A 13,056-nucleotide genomic window follows, 5' to 3' on the forward strand; every position below is an offset into this window, starting at 1 on the left:
TTGTTAGTGCTCCTTTCTCAACTGAAGACTATATATATCATTGGCCAAGCCTTTTATGTCGAGTTTGTTAACATTTTCCATCGTAGAAATAAAATGATTTGGAAAACTAGAATCACCATTAAGTGCTCCAACTATTCCACCTACAATAGTAGCTATAGTATCGGTATCGTACCCTATGCTCGCCGCTTCACTAATCGATCTCATCGAATCGCCTGAACAAGCAGCGATTATTCCAAAAGCTGTAGGAACAGTCTCTGATACGTGTAGACCTGTTCCAATGATATCAGCTATGTTACAAATACGCTCATCTATACTACCAGTTCCAAATCCAATATCCACCGCCATCTTTATGCGATTTACAACTGATGGTCCAGCAACGTTATTACTATGTGCTTTACCTATCTTTTCACCTTCTTTAGCTCCATAGATCCCGGCATCTATAACATCGTATAAATTCGAATCCTCTCTAACCGCCTCGCTAACTGCAGCTGCCACTGCACACGCACCTGAAATAGCTAAATTATTATTATGCGTTACAGATGCTACTATAACAGCATCCTTAATTGCATTATCCGTATTAGCAGCGTTGATTAACCCTATTGGTGATATTCGCATTGCGGCGCCATTTGTAGCTTGTCTTGCTTTATTTTTTATCCCTTCTGAAAGCTGTACTTCTTCACCTGCAAATCTTTTAATTGCAAGTCTTGTTGTCGGTCCTGCAAAACGGTCAAAAAAAACAGCATGTTTCGACCATTCGACAAGCGCATTTTGAACTATTTCTTCATTTACTACTCCTGCATTATCAACAATTTCTTTTGCAACAAAATACGCAGAACTAAAATCGTCTGTAAATCCACCAGCTTGATTTCCTGCACCAAAAGTATCATTAGGTGGCTTAATAAACTCGGTTACTTTACCTCCAAATGTATCAATTATTTGATTTGATGACCTTGCTTCAGTTGCTGCTCCCATTGCATCACCAGTAGCAGCTCCAATAAGGCATCCTAATATTTTATTGTACATGCACTTATCTCCTTTTACTTAAAAGGGAAATACTGTTACAGTATTTCCCTAGGTGATTTTTTTATTTCCAGTCTTCCATCTTTGAAATATTATCTTTTGAAACTAATATTATTGGAATGCTACTATCAAGTGTTGATACATCTTGTCCTTGTGATGCTTTAAGCATTGCAAGGACTGTTCTTCTTCCTCCAAGATAAGGAGACATTGCTACAGATGCATCTAATTCACCTTTTTTTATAGAAGCTTTAGCTTGAGATGTAAAGTCATTTCCAACTACAACAACTTTCTTTTTCAGCTTGAGTTCTTTTAGTGCTTTAATAACACCCATTGCCATATCATCATTTCCACACGTAATTCCAACAATATCAGGATGCGCTTGCATAATCGATTTTGTTGCATCATATGCTTTCTGCTGATCAAAGTCGCATTGTTGTACTGCAACTACTTCCATTCCCTTTGATTCGAATACCTCTTTTGCACCATCTCGTCTGCCGTCTGACTGCGTAGCGCCTTCTGTACCAGCAATTATTGCTACTTTTCCCTTATTTTTCTTTTTCTTAGCTACAAACTTACCAGCCTGAACACCTTGCTCGTGGAAGTCCATCTTTAGCTGACAATCGATATGTGCTCCTGCAAGCTTTAGAGCATCCTTGTTCAAAGTTGTTCCACTTAGAATAACTTTTACACCGCTCTTATTCGCAGCAACTACACCATTAATTAGATTGTTTTCAGATAGTGGAGATACTGCAATAGCATCATAATCTTTCGAGATCATCGTATTCATTATGTTCAGCTGACCAGCAAAATCTGTGTCATTATCTGTCGCCTGAATGTCGATTTTTACGCCATACTCTTTAGCAGTAGCTTCCGCACCCTTCTTATTTGTCTGCCAAAACTCGTTTGATAGGGAACTAAGAATTACACCTAGTTTTTCACCATTTTTCTTCTTAGGTAGTGGCGCCATACTCTTATCAAGTTCTGCTTGCGCCTTCGTAAACTCTGTGTCCTTTTTGCTGCTAGATTCATCACTTTTCTTTTCGTTACAACCTGATAAAAGTGTCGTACCGAAAGCAATTACTACTATCAGTGATAATGAGATAAATTTTTTTCGCATTTCATAACCTCCTAAAGTGTCAATAAGTATTTTATGCTTAAAGGGTTTGATTTAAAGAACCCTCAATAGCCATAACTTCATCATACGATGCTATACTGCGCGGTCCATATTTCGTGCATTTTATTGCAGCAGATGCACTTGCAAATTTTAGTGAATCGGAGATAGAATTACCTTTGTCATATAATGAATACAATAACCCACCTATAAAACAATCTCCTGCCCCCGTTGTATCTACAACATTGACATCGTACGAATCAACCTTAATAAAGCTTTGACCATCAAACCAAATCGCCCCTTCTGAACCAAGTGTACATACCACACCATCATCAGGTTTATATATTTCATATACAGTCTTAACTGCATCGATCGGATCAAACTCACAACTTCTGGCAATCTCAAGAATTGCATCCTTACCACCAATTATCATCGATGATAATGACAGAACTTCATGAATCATTTCTTCACTTGCACCACATAATGGCATAAATGACGGTACAGCTTGCATATTCATAACAATCTTACAATTTCTCTTATGTGCCTCTCTTGCCAAAAATAGTGAAACTTTGGGCGAGAACATATCTGTAAAATAAATATCTATTCTGTCAAGAATATTATCAGGAAGCTCGCTTGGTTCAAAACTAGGAAGACAATCTCCCATATTTGCAAATATTGTATGCCTTCCATCTGGCGTCGTAACAATATATGTATGAGTTGTTATTCCACCTTCTTTTGTATAAATATACTTTTTGTTTACTCCATCTTCTACAAGACTACTTTTAAATAAATCTCCTATTTCATCTGTTCCAACCTTTCCAACTTGATATGTATCCATACCAAACCCAGCAGCTGAAACACAAACATTTGCCGAACTCCCACCTGGAAATATCTCCTCTTTATTAATAAGAGCGAACCCATCATTTATTGGCAAATCACTACTATTTAGAACTACATCCATGGCAATGCTTCCAGAAGATAAAATCGTTGTCATCTATACTTCCCTCCGTTTAATTTTGTCTCTACTTGATATCAAAACTGAAACAACAATTATCACTCCAGTTATAATTTCCTGATAATGAGTTGAAATTGATAGCAAGGTTAAACCATCACTAATTATATTTAGAATTAAACAAGCAATAAAAGGACCAATTATGTTACCTTTACCACCCTCTAAAACTGTTCCACCAAGAATCACCGCGGCAATTGCATCCATTTCATACCCTGTGCCGGCAAGTGGTTCTGCTGAATCTAATCTCCCCATAACTACTACACCTGCTACAGCAGCTAAAAGACCTGAAAATGCAAAAACCCAAAGTTTATATTTCTTTGAATTCACACCCATACGACTAAGTGCTACTTCATTTGCACCTAAAAACAAGCAATAATTTCCATATTTAGTTTCTGCAAGAATGAATCCTGAAATAACAACTGTAATTAATGCTAGCAAAATTGGGAAATTAATTGGTCCAATATCACCAGCACCTATAAATCCATATAGTTTACCAAATCCATATAGAGTCTTTGAGTTCATTACAAGCAGAATTATCCCTCTTAAAACAGTCATGGAGCACAGCGTAACAATAAACGAATTAATTTTTACATATGCGACAAGCCACCCATTTATTAATCCTATTAATAAACCTGTGATCAGCCCCGCAAATATGCACAACCAATCTGGTATTCCTACATAATATAAGTTAGACATAACCATACCAGTAAAACCTATTGTAGCGCCCACCGAAAGGTCTATATTTCCAGATATGATAATAAATGTCATACCAATCACTAAGAATATGAAAAGCGACGATTGATTTAAAACATTTTTAAAATTTGTCATAGTCAAGAAATAAGGCGAAAGACATGACATCACCAATATAAGGAATATCGTTATCAATATTAGTAAAGCATCGTATGACATTAAAATTTTATAACAGTCTAATTTTTTCATATTTCGTTTCTCTTATTCGCATTATTATAAATATCAGCCGAGGTTAGCACCTCTACAACCTCTTTCATTGAGATATCTTCAACTTTTTCTTCGAGCAGAGCACATCCATGACGTAGTACAACTATTCGATCTGCAACCTGGAAGACCTGCATAAGATTATGAGATATCATTATTACTGTAAAACCTTCATCTGCTAAATGTCTAATTAATTCAAGAGTCCTATTTGATTCATTGATTCCCATCGCCGCTGTTGGCTCGTCAAAAATTAGGATATTCCCACCTCTATTAACAAGCCTAGCAACTGCAACACCTTGCCTTTGTCCTCCACTGAGGTTCCCAACATTAACCTTCGTATCCGGTATATTTATCTTAAGACGTTTGAGAAGCTCATTAGTCTGCCTGTGCATTGCTTTTTTATCAAGTAAACCATGTTTTGTTATTTCACTGCCTAAGAAAATATTGGAAGCAACATCCATCGAATCACCTAAAGCTAAGTCCTGATAAACAGTAGATATTCCAAGTTCAAATGCTTCTCTTACATTTAAGTGAGAGTACTTTTTTCCATCAATTTCTATTATTCCACTATCGGGTCTAAGAACCCCAGATAATATCTTTATCAAGGTGGACTTTCCTGCACCATTATCTCCAACTAGGGCAAGGACTTCTCCATTGAATGCTTCCAGCGAAACATTATCTAGAGCAATAATATGATTAAAATGTTTGGAAATATTACTTAATTTAATATTCGACTTCATATAAAAAACCAAAATTCCCCATTCTCTACATACATAAAACACAGGTCTGAAATAACTAGTTTTCTGAAAATAAACTTTCTGCAATAATTACGTTTTTTAAAATAGACTCTAACTGCAGCTTTGAAGATGCTCCATTTGTTGATCTATCTATAAATTCATTAACTGCTGGATGGAAACTTTTTCCCATTCGAGCTTCTTGCTTACCAAACTCTATTGCTTCCTCAAGAATGTGATTATCTATGATTCTCTTCTCTGGTGGAATCTGGACTAATAAAAGATTGGATTTATTGTAGACAAACGAGTGTTCATTGAACTCACCATCTAAAGGATAATGGTTACTATTAAAAATATAACCATTACATTCTTTTGATTTATAGCCCAAAACTTCTATGTCGTGCTGATAAAGCCAAGTAAAGCTACCATCATAGTCCATCATATCCTTGATAGCTGTTGCGATAAGCATGGTTTTTTTCTCCGCAATAACATCAAAATCGGAACTTCTACGTCTAATAGGAGCGTCTCCAATACCACCAATACCACAGCTTACGGCAGCTGGAATACCATGCAAAATGCAAATTCTCATCGTAGCTGCAGCAGTCAGTGCCGCATCTTCTTCCCCACACAAATATTGACTTAGATTTTTATCATCAGCTCTATTAAAAACCAATTTAGAACGAAACTTTATAAATTCATCTATACCACCTATTTTGAGCGTGCCTTTTTCTATCCAGGCAAAGTTCGCATTTGTTTTTTTGAAAGCTACTGCAATTTCATCATCCGATATCGATGAAAGTCCATGACATAATAAACATGTTTCAACTAGAAAATTTATTTTCATATCTTTAAATTAAATAATTCATATTTTAGCTAAAAACGTCCCTTATCCCCTTATATATTTCATTATAGCTAGTGACAAATTTATAGTTAAATTGCAAAACACTATACATCTTGTGAAATTATAGGCAATTTTTATATGCTTTTGCAGTTAGTTCACTTTACAACTTATTAAGGAGAATGCATTATAATGCTATAATCAACAGCTAAATTTTTCTACATAATATAGTCTATTGTGCACAATTGATTTTCGTGTTAAAATCCCGTATATCATACTAATTCATCACATTAATTAACTTAAATATAGAATTTGGAGTAATTCATGAAGGACAAACTGATTTGTGGATGTGTCAGAGTGTATCGCTCGGACATTGAAAAAGCCATCTTAAATGGAGCACATACATATACAGAGATTCAAGAGGAAACAGGAGCGGGCACTAGCTGTGGAAACTGTAGACCTCTTGTAGAAAAAATTATTCGCGAAACCATTTCTGGACTTGATGAGTAGTTATGATCTTAACCTAAGTGCCATTTATAAATGAAATATATTTAAGCACACATGTAAATGTTGGGCATGGCATGGAATTAAACGGTTAATGCAGCTCATATTTCGTATAACACCACATTATATAAAATTTAAGAAAGCACAACCACCTAACACCTGTTAAGTGGTTGTGCTTTCTTTTTAGACGATTTTACTTACTAAGTTTAAACTTCTTTTTCATTAGAATTAGCATGACACTAGCTACCGAGAGACCAAGCAGTCCCGAGTAAAATTCAATACCTGTATTGTCGGATGTCTTTGGTGCGATTCTACTACTAGCTTTTTTCGCCTTAGAAATCCCAGGTCTAGATGGAACACGTGACTTTGAGACCTTAGGTTTTGGCGTTTCCTGAACCTGAGGTGTAGTTGGAGCTGGCTCTGCATACTTAGTGTAGACGTACGTACGAATGTCGGAAGTATCCGGGAGTGTATTTTTAAAGACATAAGCGATCTTGCCACCTGCATCGTATATATACTGATCTGCATCGAGGAATCCAAAGGTCCCTGCCTCTTTTACGGTGTTGCCATCTTCATCGATGTATCTGGTCACTTTTGCCATTGGCTGTTCAGTCAATATAGTAACATTAGGAACAGCTCCAGTAACCGTTAGACCAAGAAATATAACGCGTCTTTTTACGGGTTTAAATACCTCTACTCCATTTTCTACAGTTCGATACCTAATTGTCTGTGTAGCAACCCTGTATTCTCCATATTTACCACCTGCCCAAGGTATAACTGTAGCTGCTGCCTGTTCTGAGTCTGGATTATTAGCATCTGGATTGACAATATCCGAGTGGTTAGATTTCCAGGAATTAATATAGTCGGTCATATCCTGTCCTGTCAGGGTATATGAACCTGTATACGTTATGTTCTCATCGACAGCCGTTGCTCCTGAAGCAATATTCCCCTCCGCAAAAGTCTCGTCGATATCGAAAATTAATACAAGCTGCACGGTAATAAGCAGAATTAAAAGAACCAAAAAAACACGCCTATATTTTGATGACTTTGTAATTTCATATTTCACAATCTTGCCTTTCATAATACATTCCTTCTCTTATTCTTTTTTTCAGTAAACAATCAGATTATTCGTATTGTATCAGATTTAATTTTGTAAAACAACCCGTCTAACCCCTATATAAATTTACACAAAAAACCCTCCTCGCAGGTTATCCGGCAAAGAGGGCAAATACATTGTCTGTAGATTTTCCTAAATAAATAAAATACAATTTGAATCCCATTAAAGCTTGATACTGCCACGATGAACAGTATCACAATATTCGCATCTATATATGTGATTTTCAGCGTCATCAAGGCGGAATCTATGTTCAATTCCTCTCTCAGTAGAGGTAATGCAACGAGGATTCTTACACTGAATAACATTTGTAAGTCGCTCTGGCAGCTTCATATGCTTCTTACTATGGAGTTTACTATCCTTGATTATATTGACTGTAATATTAGGATCTACAAAGCCTATTAAATCAAAATCCAAATCGATAATTTGATCAATCTTGATTATATCCTTCTTTCCATATTTACCACTTTTAGCATTCTGGATAATAGCTATACTACAATCTAGTTTATCAAGTCTCAGCAGATTATATATGGCCAGAGATTTTCCTGCATCAATATGATCAAGAACTATTCCGGTTGTTACTCCATCAATATTCATTAATTCAGACCTCCTTCGATACCCAAAAGCATGAGAATTAACGCCATTCTCGCGTATCTTCCGTTCTTAACCTGATCAAAGTATTTAGCTCTAGGATCCTTATCTACCTCTACGGAAATTTCATTAACCCTTGGCAGTGGGTGCATGATTACTAAATCATCCTTAGCATATTCTAGCTTTTGTTCATCTAATATGTAAGTATCCTTGAGTCTAACGTAATCCTCTTCATTAAAGAATCTCTCCTTCTGCACTCTAGTCATATAGAGTACGTCTAGTTCAGGGAGCGCCTCTTCTAGGGATGTCGTCTCAACCCACTTAATGCCGGCATCATCCATGGCATCTTTATTATACGAAGGGAGCTTTAGTTCGTCAGGAGATATGAGCACAATCTCAATCCCCTTATATCGCAAAAGCGCCAAGATGAGCGAGTGCACTGTTCTACCGAATTTAAGGTCACCACAAAATCCCACCTTTAAATCTGCTAAACGCCCTTTGTTACGAAGTATCGTGAGTAGATCAGTTAGTGTCTGAGATGGATGTAAATGACCACCATCACCTGCGTTGATAACTGGTACGTCGCATGAGTTAGCAGCTACAAGTGCTGCTCCTTCCTTAGGATGCCTCATAGCGATTATATCGGCAAAGCATTCCATAACTCTCGTCGTATCGCTTACCGTCTCCCCTTTAGAGGCTGACGATGAGTTAGCATCAGAGAACCCAACCACATTACCTCCAAGTCCATACATTGCAGATTCGAAGCTGAGCCTCGTACGTGTACTTGGTTCATAGAACAATGTCGCCAGGGTCTTATGAGCGCACTTATCCTGGTATTTTTCAGGTGATTCAATTATATCGCTTGCAAGCGCTAACAGACGGTCTAGCTCATCTAGGTCGAGATCTGTAATGTTAATTAAATCTCTCTTAGCCATTCAATTATTCCCTTTCCTTCTTCACTTGTTACGTAATTTTCAGCAACAGCAGTATCTATGAGTTCACTTATTGTGCATAGACTTAATTTTTCGACATTTGCATCTTGGAAATTCTTATCAGCCTTCGCAGTTTCATATGTAAAGATACTAATAACCGCGAGCACTTCTGCCCCCGCCTCACGAAGCGCTTCAACTACCTCGATCGATGATCCACCCGTAGAGATGAGATCTTCTACAACTACTACCTTATCTCCTTTTTCAAGCTTTCCCTCAATTCTATTGTTTCTGCCATGTGATTTGGAGCTTCCCCTTACATACCCCATAGGCTTCCCTAGTATGTGGGCGGAAATGGCTGCATGAGCAATTCCGGCTGTGCTCGTACCCATTACTACATCACACTCAGGAAATTTCTCATCGATTACTCTAGCCATCTCGTGCTCGATAACATCTCTCACCTTAGGTGCAGTGAGTGTAAGTCTATTATCACAGTAAATAGGGCTCTTGATACCGCTTGCCCATGTAAAAGGATCATTTGGGCTTAGGAATACCGCTTTTATGCCGAGTAATCCCTCTGCAATCTGCTTTGATTTGCTCGCTAAATTAATCATTGTTAATCTCCTCCATACAAGTTTTATATGCTTTAACAGGATCATCTGCTTTCGTTATGCTCCTGCCAATTACAAGATAATTTGATCCCATTTCCTTTGCTCGCCCAGGGGTTGCAACCCTACTCTGATCACCCTTCGCGTCTCCAAGGAGTCTGATTCCAGGCGTTACTGTAAGAAATTCCTTCGAAGTCCCCTCATGTATTTCTTCCGACTCCCAAGCCGAGCATACTACTCCGTCTAGCCCTGCCGCTTGTGCATTCCTCGCATATGCCAGCACTATATCCTTGAGGTTGCCATCAATCCTGAGTTCTCTATTCATAGTCTCCTGATCTGTAGATGTAAGCTGAGTAACCGCTATAATCTCAGGCCTAATGCCCCCAGATGAGCCTTCTTCGAGGCCCTCTACAGCTGCCTTCATCATCTTGATTCCACCAGCTGCGTGGACGTTAACCATGTCAGCCCCTACAGAGGCGAGGACTTTCATAGCACTCTTAACTGTATTTGGTATATCGTGCAGTTTAAGATCTAAGAAAACCCTATGTCCTCTAGCTTTAATCTCTTTTACAATTGAGGGACCTTCGCCATAGAAGAGTTCCATACCAACCTTTACATATAGTTTCTCATTTTCAAATTTATCGAGAAATGAAAGTGCTTTCTCTCCACTTGGAAAATCTAATGCTATTATTATCTCTGGTTTCATCTATATTACTCCTCTAATTTCATCCAAATTCTTGATTCCGAGCTCTTCCATCCTAGGCTGTAGCTCACTGATTATGCGTGGCATTGTCCATGGATCGATAAGGTTTGCAGAACCAATCTCTATCGCTGTTGCTCCAGCCATTATCATCTCTAGCACGTCATCAACACTCTGAATACCGCCAATGCCAATGATTGGAAGCTTTACTGCATGAAATACCTCATTTACCATGCGTTGGGCAATCGGTCTAATAGCTGGTCCAGATAGACCCGCATATTTCATCGCGGTAACAGTTGTTCTCGTTCTGAGGTCGATTCGCATAGCTTTGAAATTGTTGATCAAGCTGATTCCATCTGCACCTCCTGCTTCAGAGGCCTTTGCAATCTCTGAAATATCGGTTACATTTGGAGTAAGCTTCATAAATATCGGCAGTTTCGTAACATCTCTGACGGCTCTAGTTATTCTCTCAGCCATACTTGGAGCAGCTCCAAATGCCGATCCGCCATGCTCCACATTAGGGCAGCTAATATTCACCTCAAGTATATCGGCATAACCCGACGCATCAAGCTTTGACGCTACCTCAGCAAACTCAGAAATGCTAAATCCGCTGATATTTACAATCAGTGGACCTTGATAGATCTCTTTTAACGCAGGTAAATCCTCATCGATTACACGATCTATTCCAGGGTTCTGTAACCCTATAGAGTTAAGCATGCCACTCGTACATTCAGCGATTCTAGGAAGATTATTTCCATACCTCAGTTCAGCAGTTGCACTCTTCGTCACAACAGCACCTAAGACATTTAAATCGAATAACTCTCTATACTCCTGCCCGTAGCCAAATGTCCCACTTGCTGGCATAACCGGATTCTTGAGTTCAATTCCCGCCAGATTAACCTTGGTTAAAGGCTTTCCCATCTTAGCACCTCCTTATCAAAAACCGGTCCTTCCTTACAGACTCTCTGACTTCCATCTACCGTTCTTATGGAGCATCCCATACATGCTCCAAATCCGCATCCCATGCGAGCTTCGAGGCTGAACTGCCCGCGCTCCACCTTATGATCTAGAGCACGAAGCATCGGCAGAGGACCGCAAGCACATGCATATTCACACTTGTCAAAAGCATCTGTCACAAATCCCTTCTGTCCATATGAGCCATCAGCAGTCATAACCGTTATATCATCTGAAAAATGTTCAAAGTCTTCGAGCATAAACATCTCATCTGCAGAATTATAGCCTAGCACCATCTTACAGGATTTTCCCGCCATAACCATCGCTTTAAGTAATCCAAGCATCGGCGGAATTCCGATTCCACCACCGATTAAATATGCACCATCTGGGATTTTATCGAGATCGTAACCATTTCCTAGACCTGTAATTCCCTTTACATAGTCTCCAGGCTCCATCCTGCTCATGATATCTGTCCCTTCACCAACGACTTTGTAGATTAGAGTGTATCTGCTGCTATCGTAGCTGCTAACCGAAATTGGTCTCCTCAGAAATTTGTCTGGAACTTCAACCATCGCAAACTGACCTGGTCTTGTAAATTCAGACTTCGGTGTCTCGAGAGTCATCCGGTAAATGCCTTCAGCGAGTTTTTTATTCTCAAGTATTTCGCTTCTTAGGTCCCTCATATTATTTCTCCAAATTCTCGTAAACTATCTTACCATTCATAACTGTGAGCTCCACTAGTCCGTTAAGCATGTGCCCATCAAAAGGAGTGCACTTTCCTAATGAGAGGAATTTTGATGCATCTAGCTTGTAATCTTTATCTAAATTAACCACAGTAAATCCATTTTGCTCAAGACCAAATCTCTCCCTTGGTGTTACTGACATCAGTTTAACTAAGTGCTCAAGTGATATGATACCGGTCTTAACCAGATACGTGTAAAGAGCCGAAAAAGCACACTCAAGCCCAGTGATTCCGTTTGGACTCTTCAGAAAGCCCCTACTCTTCTCCTCAGCACTATGAGGTGCGTGGTCTGTTGCTATCATATCTACAGTGCCATCTAGAATTCCCTCTATAAGAGCATTCTTATCAGCTATATCCTTAATCGGAGGATTCATCTTGAACCTGCCACCAAGCTCTGGCCATCTGTTAATAAATGCATTTAAATAATCCGTATCAAACACGAGGTAATGAGGTGCCGTTTCACATGTGACGTCTACACCGCTCTTCTTGGCATCTCTAATCACTTCAACGCTCTCTTTGCAGGAGATGTGGCATACATGGTATCCAGCACCAGTCTCATCTGCGAGTTTTAGATCTCTCTCTATCTGTTTCCATTCACTCTCTCTGACCTTGCCTTCCCTTAGCAGTGATTCATCTTCGCAATGAGCTACGATGAGTTTGCCAAGTTCTTTAGCCTGATACATTGCGTCGCGCATCAGCCCGTCTGCCTGCACACCTCGTCCATCATCAGAAAATGCACACACATGTGGCGCAAGAGCCTTCATATCTGAGAGCTCTCCTCTACCATTCTGTGACATAGTGATAGTTCCATAAGGAATCACCTCTATATCAGCATCCTTTTTGATCAAATCAAGCTGCACATTAAGTGCATCAAGTGTAGATGGTGCTGGCTTCAAATTAGGCATAGTGCAAACAGTCGTATATCCTCCGTGTGCTGCAGCTTTACTTCCAGCACTAATTGTCTCTTTATATGACTGACCTGGTTCGCGAAAATGAACATGCACATCACAGAATGACGGCAAAATAAAAGAGTTATCAGCATCGATAACTCTTTCAAAATCAAAATCACTACCGGTTTCGGATTCTAGACCGGCCTTCTCACGAGCATCAACTACAAACAATTCATTAGGTAAAAACTCTCCAGATTTGTAAATCTTTCCGCCTTTGATTGCAGTAGTCATAGTCCCTCCAATTATATTAAACTCCCTAATAACTCTCGTTAATTACTATATGAAAGTATAACAT

15 protein-coding genes are annotated in these 13,056 nt (G+C 38.9%); 1 reads left to right on the forward strand and 14 read right to left on the reverse strand.

The genetic code is table 11. The features are described from left to right. Window positions 1-3: 3 nt before the first annotated feature. From Q7O90_RS07805 to Q7O90_RS07830, 6 genes are all read right to left on the reverse strand, one after another. Entirely contained in the window at window positions 4-1,023 is a 1,020-nt protein-coding gene (locus Q7O90_RS07805; protein WP_304129155.1) for an ADP-ribosylglycohydrolase family protein, read from the reverse strand. 61 nt (window positions 1,024-1,084) lie between these two features. Next, a complete protein-coding gene (locus Q7O90_RS07810; RefSeq protein ID WP_304129157.1) occupies window positions 1,085-2,137 on the reverse strand; it encodes a substrate-binding domain-containing protein in 1,053 nt (350 codons plus the stop codon). Between the two features lie 37 nt (window positions 2,138-2,174). Then, window positions 2,175-3,125, reverse strand: a complete 951-nt coding sequence (locus Q7O90_RS07815) for a carbohydrate kinase family protein (RefSeq protein ID WP_304129159.1) — start codon at window positions 3,123-3,125, stop codon at window positions 2,175-2,177. Further along, window positions 3,126-4,082 carry an ABC transporter permease gene (locus tag Q7O90_RS07820; protein ID WP_304129161.1) on the reverse strand — a complete coding sequence of 319 codons (957 nt, stop codon included), beginning with the start codon at window positions 4,080-4,082 and terminating at the stop codon, window positions 3,126-3,128. It abuts the gene before it with no gap. Next, window positions 4,079-4,837: an ATP-binding cassette domain-containing protein gene (locus Q7O90_RS07825; RefSeq protein WP_304129163.1), complete on the reverse strand. Its 759-nt coding sequence runs from the start codon at window positions 4,835-4,837 to the stop codon at window positions 4,079-4,081. Before Q7O90_RS07825 ends, Q7O90_RS07820 begins: the two co-directional genes overlap by 4 nt. A 55-nt stretch (window positions 4,838-4,892) precedes the next feature. Beyond that, window positions 4,893-5,675, reverse strand: a complete 783-nt coding sequence (locus Q7O90_RS07830; RefSeq protein WP_304129164.1) for a pseudouridine-5'-phosphate glycosidase — start codon at window positions 5,673-5,675, stop codon at window positions 4,893-4,895. A gap of 318 nt (window positions 5,676-5,993) precedes the next feature. Between Q7O90_RS07830 and Q7O90_RS07835 the strand changes: the two genes are divergently transcribed. Continuing rightward, a complete protein-coding gene (locus Q7O90_RS07835; protein WP_304129165.1) occupies window positions 5,994-6,179 on the forward strand; it encodes a (2Fe-2S)-binding protein in 186 nt (61 codons plus the stop codon). A gap of 187 nt (window positions 6,180-6,366) precedes the next feature. On the opposite strand, the gene Q7O90_RS07840 is transcribed toward Q7O90_RS07835, so the two are convergent. From Q7O90_RS07840 to Q7O90_RS07875, 8 genes are all read right to left on the reverse strand, one after another. Next, the gene (locus Q7O90_RS07840) at window positions 6,367-7,254 is read right to left on the reverse strand and encodes a hypothetical protein (protein WP_304129167.1); all 888 of its coding nucleotides are present in this window, start codon (window positions 7,252-7,254) and stop codon (window positions 6,367-6,369) included. Between the two features lie 198 nt (window positions 7,255-7,452). Next, on the reverse strand, window positions 7,453-7,884 hold the full coding sequence (locus tag Q7O90_RS07845) for an aspartate carbamoyltransferase regulatory subunit (protein ID WP_106057083.1): 432 nt from the start codon (window positions 7,882-7,884) through the stop codon (window positions 7,453-7,455). After that, entirely contained in the window at window positions 7,884-8,813 is a 930-nt protein-coding gene (pyrB, locus tag Q7O90_RS07850; protein ID WP_304129168.1) for an aspartate carbamoyltransferase, read from the reverse strand. The genes Q7O90_RS07845 and pyrB overlap by 1 nt, the downstream gene beginning before the upstream one ends. Further along, window positions 8,795-9,421 (reverse strand): orotate phosphoribosyltransferase, encoded by a 627-nt coding sequence (gene pyrE, locus Q7O90_RS07855; protein ID WP_304129169.1) that lies wholly within the window; start codon window positions 9,419-9,421, stop codon window positions 8,795-8,797. The genes pyrB and pyrE overlap by 19 nt, the downstream gene beginning before the upstream one ends. Further along, the gene (gene pyrF, locus Q7O90_RS07860) at window positions 9,414-10,121 is read right to left on the reverse strand and encodes an orotidine-5'-phosphate decarboxylase (protein WP_304129170.1); all 708 of its coding nucleotides are present in this window, start codon (window positions 10,119-10,121) and stop codon (window positions 9,414-9,416) included. Before pyrF ends, pyrE begins: the two co-directional genes overlap by 8 nt. Further along, a complete protein-coding gene (locus Q7O90_RS07865) occupies window positions 10,122-11,036 on the reverse strand; it encodes a dihydroorotate dehydrogenase (protein WP_304129171.1) in 915 nt (304 codons plus the stop codon). Next, window positions 11,021-11,752: a dihydroorotate dehydrogenase electron transfer subunit gene (locus Q7O90_RS07870; protein ID WP_304129172.1), complete on the reverse strand. Its 732-nt coding sequence runs from the start codon at window positions 11,750-11,752 to the stop codon at window positions 11,021-11,023. Before Q7O90_RS07870 ends, Q7O90_RS07865 begins: the two co-directional genes overlap by 16 nt. A gap of 1 nt (window position 11,753) precedes the next feature. Further along, window positions 11,754-12,992, reverse strand: a complete 1,239-nt coding sequence (locus Q7O90_RS07875) for a dihydroorotase (RefSeq protein WP_304129173.1) — start codon at window positions 12,990-12,992, stop codon at window positions 11,754-11,756. Window positions 12,993-13,056: the final 64 nt, after the last annotated feature.

It is taken from the genome of Mogibacterium diversum, assembly GCF_938028775.1.
Taxonomy (GTDB): domain Bacteria; phylum Bacillota; class Clostridia; order Peptostreptococcales; family Anaerovoracaceae; genus Mogibacterium; species Mogibacterium diversum_A.

What these genes read in the sequence shown, in the direction of transcription:
- pyrB (WP_304129168.1), bottom strand. Translation starts at nt 8,813, where the DNA reads ATGGCTAAGAGAGATTTAATTAACATTACAGATCTCGACCTAGATGAG.
- Q7O90_RS07840 (WP_304129167.1), bottom strand. Translation starts at nt 7,254, where the DNA reads ATGAAAGGCAAGATTGTGAAATATGAAATTACAAAGTCATCAAAATAT.
- Q7O90_RS07830 (WP_304129164.1), bottom strand. Translation starts at nt 5,675, where the DNA reads ATGAAAATAAATTTTCTAGTTGAAACATGTTTATTATGTCATGGACTT.
- Q7O90_RS07805 (WP_304129155.1), bottom strand. Translation starts at nt 1,023, where the DNA reads ATGTACAATAAAATATTAGGATGCCTTATTGGAGCTGCTACTGGTGAT.
- pyrF (WP_304129170.1), bottom strand. Translation starts at nt 10,121, where the DNA reads ATGAAACCAGAGATAATAATAGCATTAGATTTTCCAAGTGGAGAGAAA.
- Q7O90_RS07815 (WP_304129159.1), bottom strand. Translation starts at nt 3,125, where the DNA reads ATGACAACGATTTTATCTTCTGGAAGCATTGCCATGGATGTAGTTCTA.
- pyrE (WP_304129169.1), bottom strand. Translation starts at nt 9,421, where the DNA reads ATGATTAATTTAGCGAGCAAATCAAAGCAGATTGCAGAGGGATTACTC.
- Q7O90_RS07870 (WP_304129172.1), bottom strand. Translation starts at nt 11,752, where the DNA reads ATGAGGGACCTAAGAAGCGAAATACTTGAGAATAAAAAACTCGCTGAA.
- Q7O90_RS07810 (WP_304129157.1), bottom strand. Translation starts at nt 2,137, where the DNA reads ATGCGAAAAAAATTTATCTCATTATCACTGATAGTAGTAATTGCTTTC.
- Q7O90_RS07875 (WP_304129173.1), bottom strand. Translation starts at nt 12,992, where the DNA reads ATGACTACTGCAATCAAAGGCGGAAAGATTTACAAATCTGGAGAGTTT.
- Q7O90_RS07825 (WP_304129163.1), bottom strand. Translation starts at nt 4,837, where the DNA reads ATGAAGTCGAATATTAAATTAAGTAATATTTCCAAACATTTTAATCAT.
- Q7O90_RS07865 (WP_304129171.1), bottom strand. Translation starts at nt 11,036, where the DNA reads ATGGGAAAGCCTTTAACCAAGGTTAATCTGGCGGGAATTGAACTCAAG.
- Q7O90_RS07835 (WP_304129165.1), top strand. Translation starts at nt 5,994, where the DNA reads ATGAAGGACAAACTGATTTGTGGATGTGTCAGAGTGTATCGCTCGGAC.
- Q7O90_RS07820 (WP_304129161.1), bottom strand. Translation starts at nt 4,082, where the DNA reads ATGAAAAAATTAGACTGTTATAAAATTTTAATGTCATACGATGCTTTA.
- Q7O90_RS07845 (WP_106057083.1), bottom strand. Translation starts at nt 7,884, where the DNA reads ATGAATATTGATGGAGTAACAACCGGAATAGTTCTTGATCATATTGAT.